Here is a 19,007-nt window from a genome sequence, read left to right on the forward strand (position 1 = left end):
TCGTATTCTGATAGCAGATTATCGTTGTTAGACACTAAAGTCTTTGGACACTAAAAAAGGAAAGATATCTATTATCTTTCCTTTTTTTGATACATTTTGCCTAAGTTATTTGCAATACTATTCTAGTCTTAAACATACGCTTGATGTTATGTTATGAGGCATGTTTGATAAATATATCTATAATAATAACGTTGTACATTCTATTATTTAAACGAGTTCTCTTATGCATCCTATCTATTCTGTGCGATCGTCTGTCTCTAAGCGATTGGGTAAACCAACGCTGAAGATATCTGCCACACCAACTTTTTTTAAGCCTGTATTAATGATAGGTTTACTGGGATTGAGTACTTTTGGTGTCTATGCACAGGCAGAAATACTACCTAACAAGGATGCAGGTAATCCTACAGCCAACCTACAACTTATCAGTTTAAATGATGACGAGATAGCGGCCAAAAATGACACTAATAATTTAGCAGATATTGCTGATATGCTTGAAGCTGCAGACGATGCGGATGACTCAATAGATAGTGTGCCAGATGAAAGTGCTTTAACTGACGATACGGATGATATCGATACCAGTATTCCTTCTGACGTTGCACAAGTATCACTGAATGCCATTTCTCCAGAGACGCTTAAGACGTTCGTCGCAGTAGTGGATTTAGTGCGCCGCGAATATGTGGATACGGTGAATGATGAAGAGCTATTTAGTAATGCGATGAGTGGTATGCTGACCAAGCTTGACAGTCATGCTGAGTTTTTAGATGCTGAGGCTTACGAAAACCTACGTGCTTTTACAGAAGGTGATGTGGGCGATGTCGGTATCAAAGTTACTTATCAACCTGTGGCTGGCTACTGGGTAGTTACAGACGTCGATGATGACTCACCTGCTGATAAAAAAGATATCGCTGTTGGTGATTATTTGCATCAAATTGGCGATCTTAAACTGGATGCTAATAAAGAAAGTAACGATATCAAGCAACTCCTGACAGGGATTGCGGGTACGCAAGTAGATATCGTAACCTCGAGAGCTGGTCGCCGCAAACATACCACTACCTTACAGCGTAATAATAGTCACCCTCAAGTCGTTGAAGCAAAGCTCATCAATGGTATTGCCGTTATTAAGTTGCCTGCGTTTCAAAATAATAGCCGTGAAAAATTATTGGAAAGCTTGATTGATTTAGAAGCACCCGTATCTGGTATTTTGTTAGACATGCGCGACAATCCAGGTGGTGTATTAACGTCAGCGGTGAGCGTTGCCAGTTTATTCATGACTGATACTGATGTGGTACAAGTAAAAGCTCGTCAAAGTGACACACGGACTCTATCGACTCAAGGTGCCGCCTTATTCGAATCACTGCCAGTCGTTGTTTTACAAAACAGATATTCGGCATCAGCAGCAGAGGTATTGGCCAGTAGTTTACAAGCACAACAGCGAGCCACTATTGCTGGTGAGATCAGTTATGGTAAGGGGTCAGTGCAGTCAGTCATCCCGCTCAATGATGAGCAAGCCGTTAAATTGACAGTTGCTAACTATATGACAGCATCAGGCAAAAAGATAGATGGTATCGGTGTAAAGCCTGATGTCACATTATCAGGCAATGAGGGCACATGGGAGCAGCAGGCACTCGAGATACTACAAGCACAAAAGTTAGGTTCAGGTATTCGTTTTGTTCGAAAGCCTACTGAAAATAACAAAGCGCCATAGGCCGAAGGTAGCTGGCTAAGCGCTATTTATTATAGGTAGGCTATAGTGTCATCATCACTATAGTCAATCCTTTATAAAAGAGTGACAGCGTTAACCTCGCTTGAAGTATCACATATACATTTGCGCTCGGTTGCCTTGAATCTCTTTTGAACTGAATCAACTATATAAAGGTTTATGATTCAGACTCATCCTCAGATATCTCTAACTTTTTCATGCGGTAGCGTAAAGAGCGAAAAGTCGTACCTAATAGTTCGGCAGCCTGAGTTTTGTTCCATCCGGTTTTTTTGAGCGCAGTAATAATCAGTTGCTTTTCTTGCTCTTGCAAGTAAGTTTCTAACCCTTGAGCGGGTAATTGGCCTTCAGATAACTCGCTTAGATTAACCTTTTCATTGCCTTCCTGTTGAGTAGAGTCAGGGTTGATGGACTCTTCATCGTTATAAGATGTTGTAGGGTTCAGTATTTCTGCTTGATTGACTGATGAACGCTGTCTCATAGCAGGGAAGTGCTGAGTGCTAGTGCGATAAGGGTGCAGATTGGTTGGTACTTGCTGGATCTGCGGTGCTATTGCTTCATTTGCTTGTTGTATTGTTTTTTCACTTGCTTCTAGCGTTGAAACGACTGCTCTATTCTTTAGCTCAGTTTCTGGTATTTGCGCATGACTGATATCAATATCTGTAAGGCCTAAGTGATTGACGTCGATTTGTGAGCTCTCTGCTAGAGTCACGGCTCGCTCAAGGATATTGCGTAGCTCACGGACGTTGCCAGCAAAGTTATGATGTTGCAAGCGCTCGCAAGCCTCATTGGTCAAGGATGGTGGCGTCTCTAACTGCCATTCATTAGTAATCATTGCTAAAAAATGCTCAGCTAAAACAGGTATGTCGTCACGACGTGCATTTAGAGTAGGGAGTTTTAGTTCAATCACATTGATACGGTAGTACAAATCTTGTCGAAAAGCACCACCTTGTACCAATTGACTTAAGTCTTTATGGGTCGCAGACAATATACGAATATCTACTGGCACTTCCTTGGTATCACCGATGGCTCTTACTGTTTTTTCTTGAATAGCACGTAGTAGTTTTACCTGCATTGCGAGCGGCAAGTCTGCTACCTCGTCTAAAAATAACGTGCCACCATTTGCTTGTTGGAACAGTCCTTGTTTGTCAGCGACAGCACCAGTAAAGCTGCCTTTTTTGTGACCAAAAAACTCTGACTCCATGAGCTCTGAAGGTATAGCACCGCAGTTGACTGGCACAAAGCTACCATCTCGTCGCGGGCTCAGATCATGAATCAGTCTGGCAACCACTTCTTTACCTGTACCCGATGCGCCTGATAAAAAAACAGGCGCTTGTGAGCGTGCCAGTTTTAAAATAGTTTTTTTCAGAGGATGCATCACGGCAGAATTACCGATAAGCCTGCTGTCTAACATCTTTTGCTCAGGTGAGGATTCAGGTGTAGCACTTGCTACATTGTCTTGGTGTATAACCTTCAAGGCATTTTCGACCAGTTGGCGTAAGCGCGGTAGCTCTAGTGGTTTATTAACGAAATCAAAAGCACCAAGTTTGAGTGCCTCAATCGCTAGGTCCATACTGCCGTGGGCGGTAATAACCGCTATTGGAGTGCTAGAGCTGTCACTTATTTCCTTCACTAACTCTAACCCTGACCCATCAGGGAGGTTTAAGTCGGTCAAGCAAAAGTCATAGTCATTGTCTTTCCAGAATGATCTTGCTTGTGACAACGTATATGCGACATCACTTTTGATGCCCATTTTGGTCAAAGTAATTTGCATTAATCGGCACAAATCTACTTCATCATCGACGACTAGCGCGGTTGTTGTCATACATTATCTCATTGTGTTCAATAGCTATAGTCTGTCCTATATAATTCAGGTACGATGTCAGGAGCGTTCAGTCTACTGTTTGTAGTACTTTCTCTCGCCCTTTTTGTATCTAAATTATCTTACAACTGACTATATAGAATTAAAAAAATAAATAGTAAACCTTAAAATAAACATAACTCAATGGTAAAAATTTTGCCACAGGATAAGACTGCTATTTACAAAACGCTTTTATTCACGTTTTTTTGTTCATTGATCCGTATGTACCAGCATCAGCAGAAGGCGCTATCAAGCGAAAGCATGTTTTCTTATGCTCAGGTATATAAAGTAAACGAGTCTGGTTGGCCTCACAAAATGCTTGTGATAGGTACAGTCCTAAGCCTGTACCTGCTTGATCTGTAGTAAAGAACGGATTAAATAAATGCTTTAAACTTTCGGTGCTCACGCCAGCACCATCGTCTAAAACATCAATTATAACATCGTTGTCGGCACAATAAATCTCGATTTCTACATAAGCATGAGGGTTAGCATAGCTACTATAACGTAGGCCATTATTGATTAAATTGATCAAAACTTGCTCTAACTGATGAGTATCAAATGATATGGTAGGTTGCGTTTTTACTCGTAAAAAAATATCATGTCCTTGAAAATAATTTTCTAAAAAGGTTGGCATCCACTCAGCCAATACGATCGATTGTTGACTGGCTGCTTGCTGGCGCGACAGTTTTAATACATCTTCTATAATACGATTGACGCGCTTGGTTTGCGCAAATATCATCTTATAAAGCTCATAATTACCAGACAGGTCATCATTTGAGTTACTAACCGCTGTGCTTCCATTTGTGGTATTTCTTTCCTCGATCTCTATCACATCTTCCATTAATAGCTGACTGGCCTGAGAAATAGCCGCTAAAGGATTTCTTATTTCGTGAGCGATACTGGCGGTCAATTGTCCTAGAGATGCCAGCTTTAACTGTTGAGCACTGGCTTGCTCACGGCGTAAATCTTCTAGCATTATTAGCTTGCTACCATCCGTTAGTGGAATGATATGTACGCGTAGCTTACCAAATATAGAGGCATTTGCTACTGAAGGCAGGTCGTACGTAAAGGTGCAAGATTGACCCGCTGAGACTGACAAACAGGCATGCAAGAGCTGCGTATGTTGTTTGCTCAGCTGTTGCTCAAAGTCGGTTAATAGTTCGGTGTAGCTCTCATGTCGTGTACTACTATCTGCTTCGTTAGATACGCTTGGTAATGTTATTGATGCATTATAGGGAAGGCTAAGTAATTGATGAGCGGCAAGGTTAGCTAATACGACATGCTGATTATCGATGACAATGACACCATTAGCCATTTGCGTGATGACTTCTTGATTGATAACGTTCAGTCGTTCTACTTCTTTAGCATGACTCGCTGCTACTTTTTCTAACTGTACTAAGCGATAGGAGATCGACCAACTTAATCCGCCAACTGCCAAAAAACTGGCGGACATGAGTAAAGCATTACCTAAATTGGCCAAATTCATACTATTAGCAATCGCATAAAAAAATTGCTGATAAATGACAAAGATAATAGCAAGTAGCGTAATGATTAGTGCTTGTGAGCTGTGTAATAGCATAAAACTCGCTGCGACTACTACCATATACAGCATGGTTAACTGCAAATCAGGTGCGCCAGCTGTGTAAAGCAATAAGCTTAAGATAGTAACGTCTAAGACCAAGCCAAAGGCTAGCTGACGCCGCATCTTTTTGTGCACGACATAAAACAGTCCTAGCAGGATTAAACTCAGTAAAATATAAAAGCTGAGGACGGTTTGTTGCAAAAAGCTTGGTAGAGAGGCGATATTGCCAGTCTGAGCGGTGATATACACCATCAACATAGAAAATAGGCCAACGATGAAGCGGTAACTGCTATAGATCAGCCCTAATCTGCGTAACTGTATCAGCGGAAGGGTTTCATCTTGATGCAAATAATGCGTAATAGCAGGCTTCATAAATTGACCATGGCAAAGAAAGGGTGGTTAAACGATTTATGGTTGGATAAGACCGTGACGAATGGCCAAATGAGTCAATTTAACATCACTATCCACACCGACTTTTTCGTAAATGCGATAGCGATACGTATTGATGGTTTTAACACTGACGAATAACTGATCGGCTATCTGTTGAGGACTTTGACAGTTAACCACCATCATAGCCACTTGCTTTTCACGGTCACTTAACAATTCAAACGGTGAGTTGGCATTATCTGATAATAGAACATCGGCCAATTGTTCAGCAACATCTTGACTGAAATAACGTCCGCCTTGATAGATTTTTTTGACTGCTCTTATCATCTCATCAAGTGGTGTACCTTTAGTGATGTAACCGTTGACACCTGCTTTGATAAGCATTGAAGGATAGGGCTGTGCGGACATACTACTGACGGCTAGTATTTTAACGCCTATATCAAGCTGAATTAAGCGTTTAGTTGCTTCGAGGCCACCGATATTAGGCATGTTGACATCAAGTAATATCACGTCAGGGCGCAGATGTTTAGCCAGTTTAATAGCCATATCGCCACTATCAGCTTCACCGATGACTTCAATGTCGATACTGTCTGATAACATACGGCTAATACCCATTCTCACCAAATCATGATCATCTACTACCAATACTTTAATCATAACGATACTCTTTATTATTTGTCAGAATGAAGGTGTTGACTGATGTTAAATGACAAGTAGTTTCAAGTCATCTGAACCATTTTTTAGTTCTGAAAACATCATATACTGCTAACATATTGTGTCGTTATCGCTGCGCAATATAACGAAATATAAATGGTTGCTTTGTGCACGATGAACATATGTTTCTGAAATGTGAAGCATTGTTTCTATAGTATCAAGTGGTTGTAGCGAAATTTGAATTAGGTCAAAATAAACTACTAAATCAGTTTGATAGATTAAACTTAAATGCAATCCATGATACACTAAAAATACAAAAACTCTATATGAGTACTCATAAACACATCCATAAAGGCTACGTACGTTTGTGGCGTCAGGCAGTGTATAACTGGCGTGATAACGACAGCAGGGGGCATAATGAAGCAACTACCATTAACCAAACAGCAATTAATCGCTGCTATGATTTCATTGAGTTTGGGCAGTGCTGCACAAGCCGCACTTACGATTAATGGTAGCGCTGACAACGGTTCTAGTGCCCGCATGAGTTGGGGCGGTGCGGACAGTCTATCTGAAGCACGTAATATCATGTACAAGTCTAACAGCTCTACTATCAAAAAAATTGATAATGGTTCTGGTTCAACGACTTCTAATAGTTTTGGTAGTAGCAGTAATAGTTACAATACCACTTACCGCGGTGCATTCGGTAGTAGTGATATGATTCCTATCAGCACTGACTCTCGTAGTGTCGCTGTCATTGATGCCGAGACTGGCGAGTCTATTTACGAAAAAGATGCTGATGTTGCACGTCCGATGGCCAGTATTACTAAAGTAATGACGGCTATGGTTGTACTTGATGCTGGTCTCGACATGCGTGAAGAGATTACCCTTGATCCAGAAGATTTCGTCGGTCCTAAGCGTGCAAGCTCGAAGCTAAAGTCTGGCGATCGCATGAATCGTGCTGAAATTTTATTAATGGCATTGATGAAATCAGAAAATCCGGCTGCAAAAAGTCTAGCGCGTAACTATCCAGGTGGTTATAGTGCCTTTATGCGAGCGATGAACCGTAAGGCTCAAGACTTAGGCATGACGACCGCTTTCTTCGGTGACCCAACAGGGCTTGATAAGCGCAACGTCGCTTCACCAAAAGATCTTGTAAAAATGGTACGTGCTGCTGGTAATTACGATGTCATTCGCCGTTTCTCTACTACTAAGAGCTATGACTTTTTTGTCTCAAACTACTCAAGTGGTAACCGTACATATAAAGCCAATAACACCAGTAGTTTGGTCCGTGATGGCAGTTATCCAATCGGTATCTCAAAAACAGGATTTATCAATGAAGCGGGTCGTTGCGTAGTAATGGAAACTCGTGTCAATAACCGCCCAGCGATTATCGTGATCTTAGGGGCGAACAGCTCAGCCACGCGTTGGGGTGATGCCAAAAATATTCTGAACAGTCTAGCGACACGCCGCACGGTGTAAGCTTATTGGTTTGGTACTTATAAAAAAGCTGTTATATCACATAACAGCTTTTTTATTGTGTGAATATTAAGGACACATTATATGATTCAGTCATCAAATTTTTTAATGCCGCAGTTATACTTGTTGACCAACGACGATGAGTTTTCACTTCTCTATCAAAAGTTAGAAGCAGCATTAGCAACTGGCTTAATTGCGCTACTACAAATCAGGCGCAAGAAGATACTCGCATTACCCGATGGTGACTCGCAACTATATGATGAGGCTCTACAGATCGTTGATTTGGCCAGTGTGTACAAGGTTCCAGTTGTCATAAATGATGATATTGGCTTAGCAGCGAAGCTGGGTGTCGGTGTGCATCTGGGTCAAAAAGATGGCAATGTTAGTGATGCTAAGCAGTCTTTAGCACCCAATCAAATTATCGGACGTACTTGTCATCGTGACTCAGCATTAGTTAAAGAAGCAAAAAGTGATGGCGCAAGTTACGCTGCAATGGGTGCAGTCTTTACTTCTACAACTAAACCAAATGCCGATATCGTATCCCATGAGCAGCTTGTTTTGGGTTGTCAGCAAGGCATAGACATGTGTGTGATAGGTGGTCTAACGGCTGAAAATATCTCGACTCTAGCAGGGTTACCTATCAAATATGTCGCGGTAGTAGGCGATATTATGGATTTACCAGTCGCACAAATCGCTGAACGTTGCCAACAGTGGAAGCAGGCATTTTCTAAGTGGGAAAAGCCTGCTTTATAATCTATTTATTGAAAATAGAAGCCAAACGTTATTCAGCATGTTCCATACATAGTGTGGCGTAGGGTAGGGCTTCTAAGCGTTGCACTTCGATCTGCTTGCCGCATACCTCACACTCGCCGTACGTACCGTTTTCGATACGGCTTAAAGCATTATCGACATAAATTAAACTTTGACGAGCTTCACCCATGAGGTTTTTGCGCATGTCATTTTGACGATATGAGATGGCTTGGTCGTCCCAATGCTCATTGAGATCGTCTTGTGGGTTTTGAATATGGTCTTCAATTTTATCGATTCGAGTCTCATAGTCGTTTTTTAGTGTTAACAGGTTTTGCTTGGCAGTCTCTAAGTTGATGCTCATTGTATTCTCCTAAGGATGGGTTGTTTTTATTATCCACACTTCTATCGTAGAGATGCTGACGGTTAAGTACCACCACAAAATGTTACTGGCTCTTTAACAAGGCTCAAAGAATAAGCGTTAAGTTTTTGGCAAGTTCCGTATGAGCTTTTGACAGAAAACTGGTAGAATGCACCGCCGTTAATTTTTGCCTAAACAGATATGTTGATAATCGAATAACAAATATAAAAAATTATCACAAAGGTAAAGCTCAACTCAAGAATATGAAGATCAATATAGACAACAGTTGATCACCTTCTTTTATAAAAATCATGTCATAACACATGTCATAGCAATAGTAACCGTAAATTAACCAATAGATTGATGCATAGGAGCAGGTAATGAATTTTTTGCGTATGAGTGAGCTGAGCTTGACGGATAAAGTCGTGTTAGTTCGAGAAGATCTAAACGTACCTATCAAAAATGGTAAAGTTACGAGTGCTGCTCGTCTGCAAGCAAGCCTACCTACTATAAAGATGGCACTAGAAAAAGGCGCTGCAGTTATCGTTTGCTCACATCTAGGACGTCCGACTGAAGGCAACCCTGAAGCAATATATTCATTAGCGCCTGTTGCTGACTATTTGAGCGAAAAACTAGCAGCACCAGTGAGTTTGAATCGTGATTATTTGACGCAAGGTGCTTCTATCAAAGCTGGTGAAGTCGTACTACTAGAAAACGTGCGTTTCAATGAAGGCGAAAAGAAAAACGATGCCGCTTTAGCAAAAAAATACGCAGATTTATGCGATGTATTTGTGATGGATGCTTTTGGTACGGCACATCGTGCGCAAGCATCAACAGAAGGCGTTACTCAAGCTATGCGTCAAGCGGGCAAAACAGTTTGCGCAGGCCCTCTATTAGCTGCTGAACTTGATGCACTGAGTCTAGCACTTGAAACGCCAGCTCAGCCGATGTTAGCTATTGTCGGCGGATCGAAGGTATCGACGAAATTAGAAGTTTTGCACAGTTTGGCAGAAGTATGCACACAGATTATTGTTGGTGGTGGTATTGCCAATACTTTCTTAGCCGCTCAAGGTCATAGTGTTGGTGCATCATTGTATGAAGCAGATTTAGTAGAGACGGCTCGTGACATCATGAGTAAAACTGAGATTTTATTACCTGAGTACGTCGTAGTCGCTGATAAAAATGATATCGACTTCGCTGACTTTACTGGCTCACTGCAAAAGGCAGCCGCAACGATTAAGTCTGTTGATGCGATTGGTGACGATGACATGATATTGGACATTGCACCAGAGAGCGCAAAGCAGCTTGCCGATGCGATTATCAATGCAAAAACGATCTTGTGGAACGGCCCAGTGGGTGTGTTTGAAGTAGACGCTTTCGGCCAAGGTACGCATATAGTGGCAAATGCTGTTAAAGCCAGCCAAGGTTTTTCAATTGCTGGTGGTGGCGATACATTAGCAGCCATCGATAAATATCAAATTGCTGATGGTGTCAGTTATATGTCAACGGGCGGCGGTGCGTTTTTGGAATTTGTAGAAGGTAAGGTGCTTCCAGCGGTTGCTGCTTTGCAAATTGACGCTTAATTAAGTCGATGTTACCTAGCCGTTTGGTAACATTAGACGTACAACTAGAGCTAAGTATCTCATGTAGGCTATCGACATAATGTAATGGCTATCGCTTTTTTAGTCTGTCTTCAGACCAGTTATAAGCAATAGCCGTTGATTATTAAGTCATTATTATTTATCTATATACTTAAAATTATTATTGCATGTCTCATTTGCACTCTATAAAATAGTGCCACCATGTATTTTGACATGTCTTATTTACGAGAGGTTTATTATGTTAAAACGTCATTTGTTACTTGCTAGCGTACTTGCTGGTACTTTTGCAGTTACTGCATGTAGCCAACAGACAGAAGAAAACGCTGAAGCGACTACTGAGTCTGCTGCTGACGACATTTCTGCTGAAACTGAAGCGACTGCTGCTGACGCTGAAGCGGCTGCTCAAGACGCTGGTACTGAAGTTACCGAAGGCGCAGAAACTGCTGGTGCTGCTGCTACAGATGCATTGCAAAACACTGGTGATGCTATCGCTGAAGGTACTAGTACTGTCGTTGAAGGTACTGCTTCTGCGGTATCTGAAGGCGCTACTGCTGTTGCTGAAGGTGCAGACGACATCGCTGTTGACGCTGAGCAACAGTACTAAGTTAAGTAACAAGCTAAGTAACAAACCAAGTAATAAGCTACTTCATTACTGACTTATTGACGCGCTATTGATGGAATAAATTAATAGGTTAGTAACGAACATAGATTTTTGTATTATAAGCCCTCATGATATATTAGAGAAGCCTTGGTGATTACCAAGGCTTTTTGCATTTTTATGATTAACTTAAATTTTTTATAGAAACCAATACATGAGCTGACTCCTTGCAGAATTTGCTAAAATAAAGCATAGACTAAACATATAAACAAATAGTCAGGCAACGACTACGAAGACAGAGCAATTTTTGTTATAATCATCGCGTATTCATTGTCCTGAAATGATTCACTATTATGCTGATTGGCAGTGCTGTTACTGTTATCAAGCAATGCTTTTTGCTAATGGCTTTTAAAGCCATAATTTCAAGAGCTATTTTTAAAATACTATTCAAAACTCAATCAGAGAGCGTTTTATGGCCTTAATATCTTTACGTCAACTTCTAGATCATGCCGCTGAACACAGCTATGGTGTTCCTGCCTTCAACGTCAATAACCTAGAGCAGATGCGTGCAATTATGATGGCTGCAGATGCCTGTGATTCACCTGTTATCGTCCAAGCCAGCGCTGGCGCACGTAGTTATGCAGGGTCAGCATTTTTGCGTCATTTGATTATTGCTGCTATCGAAGAGTGGCCACATATTCCAGTCGTTATGCATCAAGATCATGGCATGTCACCAGCGATTTGCCAACGTTCAATCCAGCTTGGTTTTTCATCAGTGATGATGGACGGCTCACTGGGCGAAGATGGTAAGACGCCGATGGATTATGATTATAATGCTAGCGTTACTCGTGAAGTCGTTAAGATGGCACATGCTTGCGGTGTGTCTGTAGAAGGCGAAATAGGTTGCTTAGGTAGTCTTGAGACTGGTATGGCAGGCGAAGAAGACGGCTCTGGTGCAGAAGGCGTATTGGATCATGAGCAACTATTGACCAGTGCTGACGAAGCTGAGCAGTTCGTTAAAGACACCAACGTCGATGCGCTAGCTATTGCTATCGGTACGAGCCACGGTGCGTATAAATTCACGCGTCCACCTACAGGTGACATCCTGTCTATTGAACGTGTAAAAGAGATTCATGCCCGTATTCCTAACACTCATTTGGTGATGCATGGTTCATCATCAGTACCGCAAGAGTGGCTAAAAGTCATCAATGAAAATGGTGGTAATATTGGTGAAACTTATGGCGTACCTGTTGAGCAAATCGTTGAAGCGATTAAGCATGGTGTCCGTAAGGTCAATATCGATACAGATTTACGTTTGGCCTCAACAGGTGCTATTCGTAAATTTCTTGCAGAAAACCCTAATGAATTTGATCCGCGTAAATACTTCAAAGCATCTATGGTCGCAATGTCAGACATCTGCACCAATCGTTTTGAAGCTTTCGGTTCTGCAGGTCAAGCGCATAAAATTCGTCCAACTAGCCTTGAAGGTATGGTGAACTTTTACCAGTAAAATTTGTCTGGTGAAAAGTCGCGAACAATAACATGGCAGCTGATGTTCTTTATGCTGATATTCTTTATACAATGGCCTATGTAAGAGGTAGTGAGTGATGATTGGATTGATTACCGGACAAGTGCAATATTTAATGGCACCAACCGCTTGTATCATGACTACCTCTGGTGTTGGTTATGATATTGAGCTGCCATTGCCTTCATTTTGTCAGCTACATCTCAATGAGCAGGCAAGTATTTGGACGCATTTTCATGTGCGTGAAGATGCGCAGCTGCTCTATGGATTTATCGATCGCAAAGAGCGAGATGTCTTTCGTCAGTTGATTAAAATCAATGGCGTTGGGGCCAAAATGGCATTGGCTATGTTATCTGCGATGTCGGCAGCTGAGCTCAAAATGCACGTTGAGCAGGATTCGGAGACAGCTCTGACTCGTATTCCAGGTATCGGTAAAAAGACGGCGCAACGTTTGCTGATTGAACTAAAAGACAAGCTGAAAAATATTGAAGTGGATAATAGCAATTTAGAGTTTGCTATTCAGCCTGCTGAGATTTCTGCCGAAGACAACATCATCGCTGAAGTAGAAGGTGCTCTGATTAGTTTGGGGTATAAAGAAAAAGAAGCTCAGCAAGCGATCAAAGCCGCTAAGAGTAAAGGTGATGTCTTTGCAGATACGCAAGGATTGTTAAAAGCTACGTTACAACAGCTATCAACGTTTAAGTAGTTTTGGCTACTGTTGTCATTAATATTTGAATATTCAGCAGACCCTAATACATATCGAATAAATAAGCGACATTAATTGTCGCTTATTTTCGTTTTGGCAGATAACTTTTGATGTTTTGCATGACTTATAGGTGGCGTTTGGTTATGCTATTTATTACCTAATTTTTCAACATAATGATAAAAACTATGATGCAAGATCGTTTGATTAATCCGCTAGAAGGAGCAGGAGATGCTCCTGATTCCAATATTCGACCAGCACTATTGGCTGAATATATTGGCCAGCCAGTCGTACGTGAGCAGATGGAAGTGTTTATTGGTGCAGCGCGAGGCCGTAAAGAAGCGTTAGATCATACCCTCATTTTTGGCCCGCCAGGTCTAGGTAAAACCACGCTTGCTAATATTATTGCTCGTGAAATGGGCGGTAATTTGCGCTCGACCTCAGGGCCAGTGCTTGAGCGTCCAGGAGATCTGGCAGCCATGCTGACCAATTTAGAGGAAGGTGACGTGCTATTTATTGATGAGATTCATCGATTGAGCTCAGTTATCGAAGAAATATTATATCCAGCAATGGAAGATTTCCAGCTAGATATTATGATTGGTGAGGGGCCCGCTGCCCGTTCTATCAAGCTTGATCTGCCTCCATTTACCTTGGTTGCAGCGACTACTAGAGCAGGGCTATTGACGTCGCCACTACGCGATCGCTTTGGTATTGTACAGCGACTTGAGTTCTATAATATTGCTGACCTAACGACGATTGTCAGTCGAGCAGCACGTTTGATGCGTGTGCCTATGAGTGAAGATGGCGCGGTAGAGATTGCTCGTCGTGCGCGTGGTACACCGAGGATAGCCAATCGATTGCTACGCCGTGTTCGTGATTATGCTGAAGTAAGAGGTGATGGCAGTATCAATGGTGCGATAGCGGGCAGTGCGCTGGATATGCTGGCCGTTGATAGACGTGGTCTCGATCATTTAGACAGACGCTATATCGAAATATTGCATGAGCGTTTTGATGGTGGTCCTGCTGGTGTCGAAGCGGTAGCAGCTGCTATGGCGGAGGATAGGGGCACGCTAGAAGATGTGATTGAGCCGTATCTGATTCAACAAGGCTATGTGCTGCGTACGGCACGTGGTCGCGTATTGACCCAAATGGCGATTGACCAAATGCTATAGTATTCAGTATTCAGTATTCAGTATTCAGTATTCAGTATTCAGTATTTAGCATAAAAAATGCACCTGCTTCTCATTAAAAGCAGGTGCATTTCTTTGTTTGAGTCTAAAGTTACGAGGCTTTTTCTGAACTAAGTAAATAAAAGATAAAGCTGGTCTTTAAGCCAATATACGCCAAATCACAACTAAGATAGCCAATAGGTAGAAAATAGGTGATAGCCAGCCGATGACTTGCGTAGCAATAGCAATAAATATAGCAAACCCTGCCAGTGCTAGCCAGTCACGGCGACGGTCGTTAAGCATGTCAGCACGAATTTGCTGTATTTCTCGTAGTTGACTGTCTTGACGTGATCCTTGTGAAGCAAGACTTTGTAAGCCTTGATCCAACAATTTTGGAATATCAGTGGTAGACAGTAACATCTCAGGTAACTGTTGACGAAGCTGCTGTAAGTTACGCATAGGGTCTAACTGCTCTTTGATCCAACTGCTTAGAATGGGCTTGGCAAGTGACCAGATATCAAGATCAGGATATAAATCGCGACCAAGGCCTTCAACATGTACCAATGTCTTAAGTAATAGCATGAGTTGCGGTGGAATGCTCATATGATGACGGCGTGCAATGTCTAGAATCTGCATTAAGACACCAGCAAAGTCGATATCATTAATGGATTTTTTTAGCATTGGCCCAACGGTGCGCTTCATATCGCGCATCAAGGCGTGTTTATCAGTATTTGGTGGTATCCAACCTGCTCGGCTCACAATATCAACCATTGCCGTAAAGTTGTCATTCATGACTGACAACAGCATACGCGCGACGATAAGTTGATCATCTTTCGACAAAGTGCCCATGATGGCGCAATCTAGACCGATATAACGTGGCTCATGACCTAAATCGACCGCTGCCATACCTGCGCGTAGTGTTTGAATTGGTGGTGTTTCTACGAATACATTACCCGGATGCATATCGGCATGAAAGAAGTTATCACGGAAGACTTGAGTAAAAAATATCGTTAAGCCTTTTTTAGCCAGTGCGGCACGGTCATAGCCCAGTTGGTCAAACATCTCAACTTGTGAGATGGGGACACCTTGGATACGCTCCATCACCATCACATTTTTGGCCGCATCATAGACTTCAGGCACATACATTAATGCTGAACCCAAGAAGTTATTGCGCATTTGAGTCGTGTTGTCTGCTTCAAGGGTTAAATCTAACTCGTTAAGCATGACTTGACGGTAGTCTTCGACAATATCAATAATATGTATGGCACGTGCCGCTTCGATACGAGCAGATGCCCAGTTGGCTAATTCACGTAGTAGCTCAAAGTCAGCAACAATGGTGGTACGGATATCAGGGCGAACCACTTTTACCACAACTTCACGGCCATCATGTAGAGCAGCCGTATGAACTTGAGCGATAGAAGCAGCCGCTAGGGGTTTGATGTCAAAGCGTGCAAATAGTGTTTCGATAGATTGCCCAAAACCATCCTTAGTATCCTGAATTTGAGCGACAGCAATATCAGCGTCAAACGGTTTGACTTTGTCTTGTAGTTGAACCAGTTGCTCAATAATCTCAGGCGGTACTAAATCACGACGTGTAGAGAGCAGTTGTCCAAGTTTTAAAAACAGCGTACCCATATCTTCAAGCGCATATTTAATCGCATTGGGTTGATGCTTTTTACCCCAAGCAGCTGGATGCATACGAATTAGACGTGCTAAAGGTTGCAGCTGCGGTGCTTCTTCGACCGAAAAATGGGTATCAATGCGATACGTAGCGGCGATACGCCAAAGCTCAAATAAACGGGCGCGATGAGATAATAGCATGAGATATATGTACTCTAAATAAAGTCAGAAATAGGGTAGGCGTAGCGATTGCCTATTGATGAAATGAGTTATTAAGGAAACGTACCTGTTCATCCTTGATAGCCGCGAGTTTGGCCTCTTCACGTTCGACATCAGCACGTAGCTTTAGGAGTTGTTGCTTGAGGTCATTCACTTCTGCTGCCTCAGCAGGATTAGGAGAACTATTACCAGCTACGTCATTTGCCCAATCACTGACATCGTTAAAAGCACGCTTAGCACCATGACGCCAGCTACCTTTGAGCTGCGAGATAAGCAGATGCAATTGACTCGCCATTGGTTTACCAATGAATGGCTCAAGCTGTCCAGCTACGTCAGGATCAAAGCCTGCGACCAATTGTTTGAGCTGCATCAGCACTTTATAGTCACCAGCGATAGGTAGATTGCCCTCAGTGCCGCGCATCAGGTTGAGCAGTTGAGCGGGGTTTTCTACGGTAATGGTACAGTCTGGCTGACTGTGACCCAGACGTGATCGTTCAATACTGGCTTTTTGGCGTTCATTCATCTGACCGCTTGGTTCAAATACACTATCGGTCGTGACGGGCTCAAAGCGTAAACGCTCATTAGTAAACAGCACATCTAGATTGATTTCAGGCATGTCCATATTCAGTCGTAAGACTTTGCCAGCCAGTGGTGCTAGACCTGCTTGAGTAATCTCATCACTAGCAATGGCAAGGTTGATCAGCTTTTCGGCACCAGCTAATAGGAGGACAGTCAGCATAAGGCTCTCGCATCGTTAAATGAGCGCCTCTGCATTAGCTGCATCAGCGCATAGTATGGTCGTGTCAGGCTCAATAAGGTCTTACTAATCGTACGTTGTCGTTACGCTTTAAAGCCACGATGGACAGCAACGATACCAGCAGTTAGGTTATGGTAATCACAATTTTCAAAGCCCGCTTGTTGCATCATTTGTTTCAGTGTTTGCTGATCAGGGTGCATGCGAATTGACTCTGCTAAATACTTATAGCTTTCTGAATCATTGGCAATAATTTTACCCATTAATGGTAGTGCGGTAAAAGAGTATAGGTCATACGCTTTTGATAATGGCTCAAAGACAGGCTTTGAAAACTCTAATATCAACAAACGACCGCCCGGCTTCAACACGCGATACATGGCTTTTAACGCGGCATCTTTGTCTGTGACATTACGCAGACCAAAGCTAATGGTTACTAAGTCAAAGCTTTCATCGTCAAAAGGTGCAAGTGTCTCAGCATTGGCCAATACAAAATCAACGTTATTACAGCCCGCATTGATCAGACGCTCACGACCTACTTCTAACATAGCCGCGTTGATATCGGATAATACTACGTGGCCGTTTCTACCGACTTCACGGCTAAAGACTTTGGCCAGATCTCCAGTACCACCCGCGATATCAAGCACATGCTGACCTGAACGCACACCTGACAAGCTTATGGCATAACGCTTCCATAGACGATGGATACCGAAAGACATTAGGTCGTTCATAATGTCATATTTTTTGGCAACAGAGGTAAAGACATCCGCCACGCGTGCCTGCTTTTCTGCTTTATTGACTGTTTTATAACCAAAATGTGTTTCTTCTTCGCCATCAGTATCAGAGGTATGTGGATTATTGATGTCATCACGCTGGTTGAAAAGTGTTTGTTTGGCGGCTTCTACCTTGGCAGAGACACTTTCTACTTTGCTATGGGTATTATCGATGGTGTCATTGGTTGGCATAGTGGTTTGTTGGCCTTGTGGTGTTCCAGTCGGTAAGTCTTGGACTTGAGTAAAGTCATTACTCTTTGCACTGGTGTTCTGGTTTTTTACATTGGCTGTTGGCAGAGTCTCTACGTTAGCAGTTTGTGCTGCTAGGACTTGGGCTGTGATATTTTGATTGTTGGCGATACTATCTTTTACCAGCTGATCTTGTAAATGACCGTTGGTTGTCGTTGGTTGGTTGAGATGCGTATTTTTATTATTTGCAGTATCGGTCATGGTGTTGTCCTATCATTCATTTTTATGATTGTCTTTCTAAGAGATATAAGGTGGCGGTGACTCAGGTGTATTATGTATCCTATGATACACCAAACGTCATTGGCTTACCGCCATTATCCGTATCATGGACTTGGTCAATAATTATCAGCTCACGCTCACAAAAAGGCTCGATAAAATCACTCACGCTTTTGAGCGGTTTCATGGCTTTAAACCCTGTATCAATGAAGTCGTAAAGTGGTTGGAAATTGTAGCGATACGCAGTGCCTTTAGCTAGGGCAAAGGCTTTTTTGAGCATGAACGAGTTCAAGTGCTTGTCAGTGCGGTAGCAGACCTCTTTCAGGTTACGAATCTGTACTCGGCGCTCGTCAGCTTCATCGACAGCACGATACGCAGCCAGCATATTCTCTTCATTAACTGGTAACGCTGCAGCGACCAGCCATTGAGCCAAATGCAAGTCTAGCTCAATCGCTAAAATCGCCGCTTGGATACCCATGCTACCTGCTTCTAACGCAGACTCTTTCGCTAGACGTTCTAGTTTTTGGGCTTTAGGTAAAATGCGTGCTAACTGTTTGGCCAGCAATTTGAACTCATCCCCGCCGTATAGCTGCGTTAGAAAATAATCTGCCATCAGCTGGTTTTTTGGCTGTTCAAAGAGGTCGCTGTGCGTGTGTTTAATCCGTGTTTGTTGCCATGATTGTACGTCTTTGAGCTTGGCATCTAATGCCAAATCTTCATGATAGGGCAGCGCCCAAAAACGTGTCAAATGCTGTTGTAAATCGGCTAAAGCGGCCATAGTACGTAAACCTACAAATA

Annotated in this window: 16 protein-coding genes; 8 read left to right on the forward strand and 8 right to left on the reverse strand. The window is 42.5% G+C overall.

Annotated elements, in window-relative coordinates; all coding sequences use genetic code 11:
- The first annotated feature begins 223 nt into the window (after positions 1–223).
- Positions 224–1,705 carry a S41 family peptidase gene (locus DFP82_RS04885; RefSeq protein ID WP_110922618.1) on the forward strand — a complete coding sequence of 494 codons (1,482 nt, stop codon included), beginning with the start codon at positions 224–226 and terminating at the stop codon, positions 1,703–1,705.
- Between the two features lie 172 nt (positions 1,706–1,877).
- Here the strand turns inward: DFP82_RS04885 and DFP82_RS04890 are convergent, their stop codons facing one another.
- From DFP82_RS04890 to DFP82_RS04900, 3 genes are all read right to left on the reverse strand, one after another.
- Positions 1,878–3,542: a sigma-54-dependent transcriptional regulator gene (locus tag DFP82_RS04890; protein ID WP_110922619.1), complete on the reverse strand. Its 1,665-nt coding sequence runs from the start codon at positions 3,540–3,542 to the stop codon at positions 1,878–1,880.
- Positions 3,543–3,774: 232 nt separating this feature from the next.
- Complete coding sequence (locus DFP82_RS04895) at positions 3,775–5,532, reverse strand: sensor histidine kinase (protein WP_110922620.1); 1,758 nt, start codon at positions 5,530–5,532, stop codon at positions 3,775–3,777.
- Between the two features lie 36 nt (positions 5,533–5,568).
- The gene (locus DFP82_RS04900) at positions 5,569–6,204 is read right to left on the reverse strand and encodes a response regulator (protein WP_110922621.1); all 636 of its coding nucleotides are present in this window, start codon (positions 6,202–6,204) and stop codon (positions 5,569–5,571) included.
- A 414-nt stretch (positions 6,205–6,618) separates the two neighbouring features.
- Here DFP82_RS04900 and DFP82_RS04905 point away from each other — a divergent pair, with 414 nt between their 5' ends.
- On the forward strand, positions 6,619–7,680 hold the full coding sequence (locus DFP82_RS04905) for a serine hydrolase (RefSeq protein ID WP_110922622.1): 1,062 nt from the start codon (positions 6,619–6,621) through the stop codon (positions 7,678–7,680).
- Positions 7,681–7,761: 81 nt separating this feature from the next.
- Complete coding sequence (locus tag DFP82_RS04910) at positions 7,762–8,430, forward strand: thiamine phosphate synthase (RefSeq protein ID WP_110922623.1); 669 nt, start codon at positions 7,762–7,764, stop codon at positions 8,428–8,430.
- 28 nt (positions 8,431–8,458) lie between these two features.
- On the opposite strand, the gene DFP82_RS04915 is transcribed toward DFP82_RS04910, so the two are convergent.
- Positions 8,459–8,788, reverse strand: coding sequence for a TraR/DksA family transcriptional regulator (locus tag DFP82_RS04915; protein WP_110922624.1), 330 nt, complete (start codon positions 8,786–8,788; stop codon positions 8,459–8,461).
- A 377-nt stretch (positions 8,789–9,165) separates the two neighbouring features.
- Here DFP82_RS04915 and DFP82_RS04920 point away from each other — a divergent pair, with 377 nt between their 5' ends.
- From DFP82_RS04920 to ruvB, 5 genes are all read left to right on the forward strand, one after another.
- Positions 9,166–10,368, forward strand: coding sequence for a phosphoglycerate kinase (locus DFP82_RS04920; protein WP_110922625.1), 1,203 nt, complete (start codon positions 9,166–9,168; stop codon positions 10,366–10,368).
- 256 nt (positions 10,369–10,624) lie between these two features.
- Positions 10,625–10,990 carry a hypothetical protein gene (locus DFP82_RS04925; RefSeq protein ID WP_110922626.1) on the forward strand — a complete coding sequence of 122 codons (366 nt, stop codon included), beginning with the start codon at positions 10,625–10,627 and terminating at the stop codon, positions 10,988–10,990.
- A gap of 466 nt (positions 10,991–11,456) precedes the next feature.
- Complete coding sequence (fba, locus tag DFP82_RS04930) at positions 11,457–12,494, forward strand: class II fructose-bisphosphate aldolase (RefSeq protein ID WP_110922627.1); 1,038 nt, start codon at positions 11,457–11,459, stop codon at positions 12,492–12,494.
- 97 nt (positions 12,495–12,591) lie between these two features.
- Positions 12,592–13,215, forward strand: a complete 624-nt coding sequence (gene ruvA / locus DFP82_RS04935; RefSeq protein ID WP_110922628.1) for a Holliday junction branch migration protein RuvA — start codon at positions 12,592–12,594, stop codon at positions 13,213–13,215.
- 188 nt (positions 13,216–13,403) lie between these two features.
- A complete protein-coding gene (gene ruvB, locus DFP82_RS04940; RefSeq protein WP_110922844.1) occupies positions 13,404–14,384 on the forward strand; it encodes a Holliday junction branch migration DNA helicase RuvB in 981 nt (326 codons plus the stop codon).
- Positions 14,385–14,540: 156 nt separating this feature from the next.
- Here ruvB and DFP82_RS04945 read toward each other — a convergent pair whose 3' ends face one another.
- From DFP82_RS04945 to DFP82_RS04960, 4 genes are all read right to left on the reverse strand, one after another.
- The gene (locus DFP82_RS04945; protein WP_110922629.1) at positions 14,541–16,202 is read right to left on the reverse strand and encodes an ABC1 kinase family protein; all 1,662 of its coding nucleotides are present in this window, start codon (positions 16,200–16,202) and stop codon (positions 14,541–14,543) included.
- 52 nt (positions 16,203–16,254) lie between these two features.
- Positions 16,255–16,959, reverse strand: a complete 705-nt coding sequence (locus DFP82_RS04950; RefSeq protein WP_110922630.1) for a ubiquinone biosynthesis accessory factor UbiJ — start codon at positions 16,957–16,959, stop codon at positions 16,255–16,257.
- Positions 16,960–17,060: 101 nt separating this feature from the next.
- Positions 17,061–17,936, reverse strand: a complete 876-nt coding sequence (gene ubiE / locus DFP82_RS04955) for a bifunctional demethylmenaquinone methyltransferase/2-methoxy-6-polyprenyl-1,4-benzoquinol methylase UbiE (RefSeq protein WP_181416254.1) — start codon at positions 17,934–17,936, stop codon at positions 17,061–17,063.
- 337 nt (positions 17,937–18,273) lie between these two features.
- On the reverse strand, positions 18,274–18,987 hold the full coding sequence (locus DFP82_RS04960) for an FFLEELY motif protein (RefSeq protein WP_110922632.1): 714 nt from the start codon (positions 18,985–18,987) through the stop codon (positions 18,274–18,276).
- Positions 18,988–19,007: the final 20 nt, after the last annotated feature.

It is taken from the genome of Psychrobacter fozii (assembly GCF_003217155.1).
Classification (GTDB): domain Bacteria; phylum Pseudomonadota; class Gammaproteobacteria; order Pseudomonadales; family Moraxellaceae; genus Psychrobacter; species Psychrobacter fozii.

Excerpts from the sequence above, each read along its gene's own strand:
- DFP82_RS04885 (WP_110922618.1), top strand. The coding sequence starts at position 224 with ATGCATCCTATCTATTCTGTGCGATCGTCTGTCTCTAAGCGATTGGGT.
- DFP82_RS04890 (WP_110922619.1), bottom strand. The coding sequence starts at position 3,542 with ATGACAACAACCGCGCTAGTCGTCGATGATGAAGTAGATTTGTGCCGA.
- DFP82_RS04895 (WP_110922620.1), bottom strand. The coding sequence starts at position 5,532 with ATGAAGCCTGCTATTACGCATTATTTGCATCAAGATGAAACCCTTCCG.
- DFP82_RS04900 (WP_110922621.1), bottom strand. The coding sequence starts at position 6,204 with ATGATTAAAGTATTGGTAGTAGATGATCATGATTTGGTGAGAATGGGT.
- DFP82_RS04905 (WP_110922622.1), top strand. The coding sequence starts at position 6,619 with ATGAAGCAACTACCATTAACCAAACAGCAATTAATCGCTGCTATGATT.
- DFP82_RS04910 (WP_110922623.1), top strand. The coding sequence starts at position 7,762 with ATGATTCAGTCATCAAATTTTTTAATGCCGCAGTTATACTTGTTGACC.
- DFP82_RS04915 (WP_110922624.1), bottom strand. The coding sequence starts at position 8,788 with ATGAGCATCAACTTAGAGACTGCCAAGCAAAACCTGTTAACACTAAAA.
- DFP82_RS04920 (WP_110922625.1), top strand. The coding sequence starts at position 9,166 with ATGAATTTTTTGCGTATGAGTGAGCTGAGCTTGACGGATAAAGTCGTG.
- DFP82_RS04925 (WP_110922626.1), top strand. The coding sequence starts at position 10,625 with ATGTTAAAACGTCATTTGTTACTTGCTAGCGTACTTGCTGGTACTTTT.
- fba (WP_110922627.1), top strand. The coding sequence starts at position 11,457 with ATGGCCTTAATATCTTTACGTCAACTTCTAGATCATGCCGCTGAACAC.
- ruvA (WP_110922628.1), top strand. The coding sequence starts at position 12,592 with ATGATTGGATTGATTACCGGACAAGTGCAATATTTAATGGCACCAACC.
- ruvB (WP_110922844.1), top strand. The coding sequence starts at position 13,404 with ATGCAAGATCGTTTGATTAATCCGCTAGAAGGAGCAGGAGATGCTCCT.
- DFP82_RS04945 (WP_110922629.1), bottom strand. The coding sequence starts at position 16,202 with ATGCTATTATCTCATCGCGCCCGTTTATTTGAGCTTTGGCGTATCGCC.
- DFP82_RS04950 (WP_110922630.1), bottom strand. The coding sequence starts at position 16,959 with ATGCTGACTGTCCTCCTATTAGCTGGTGCCGAAAAGCTGATCAACCTT.
- ubiE (WP_181416254.1), bottom strand. The coding sequence starts at position 17,936 with ATGCCAACCAATGACACCATCGATAATACCCATAGCAAAGTAGAAAGT.
- DFP82_RS04960 (WP_110922632.1), bottom strand. The coding sequence starts at position 18,987 with ATGGCCGCTTTAGCCGATTTACAACAGCATTTGACACGTTTTTGGGCG.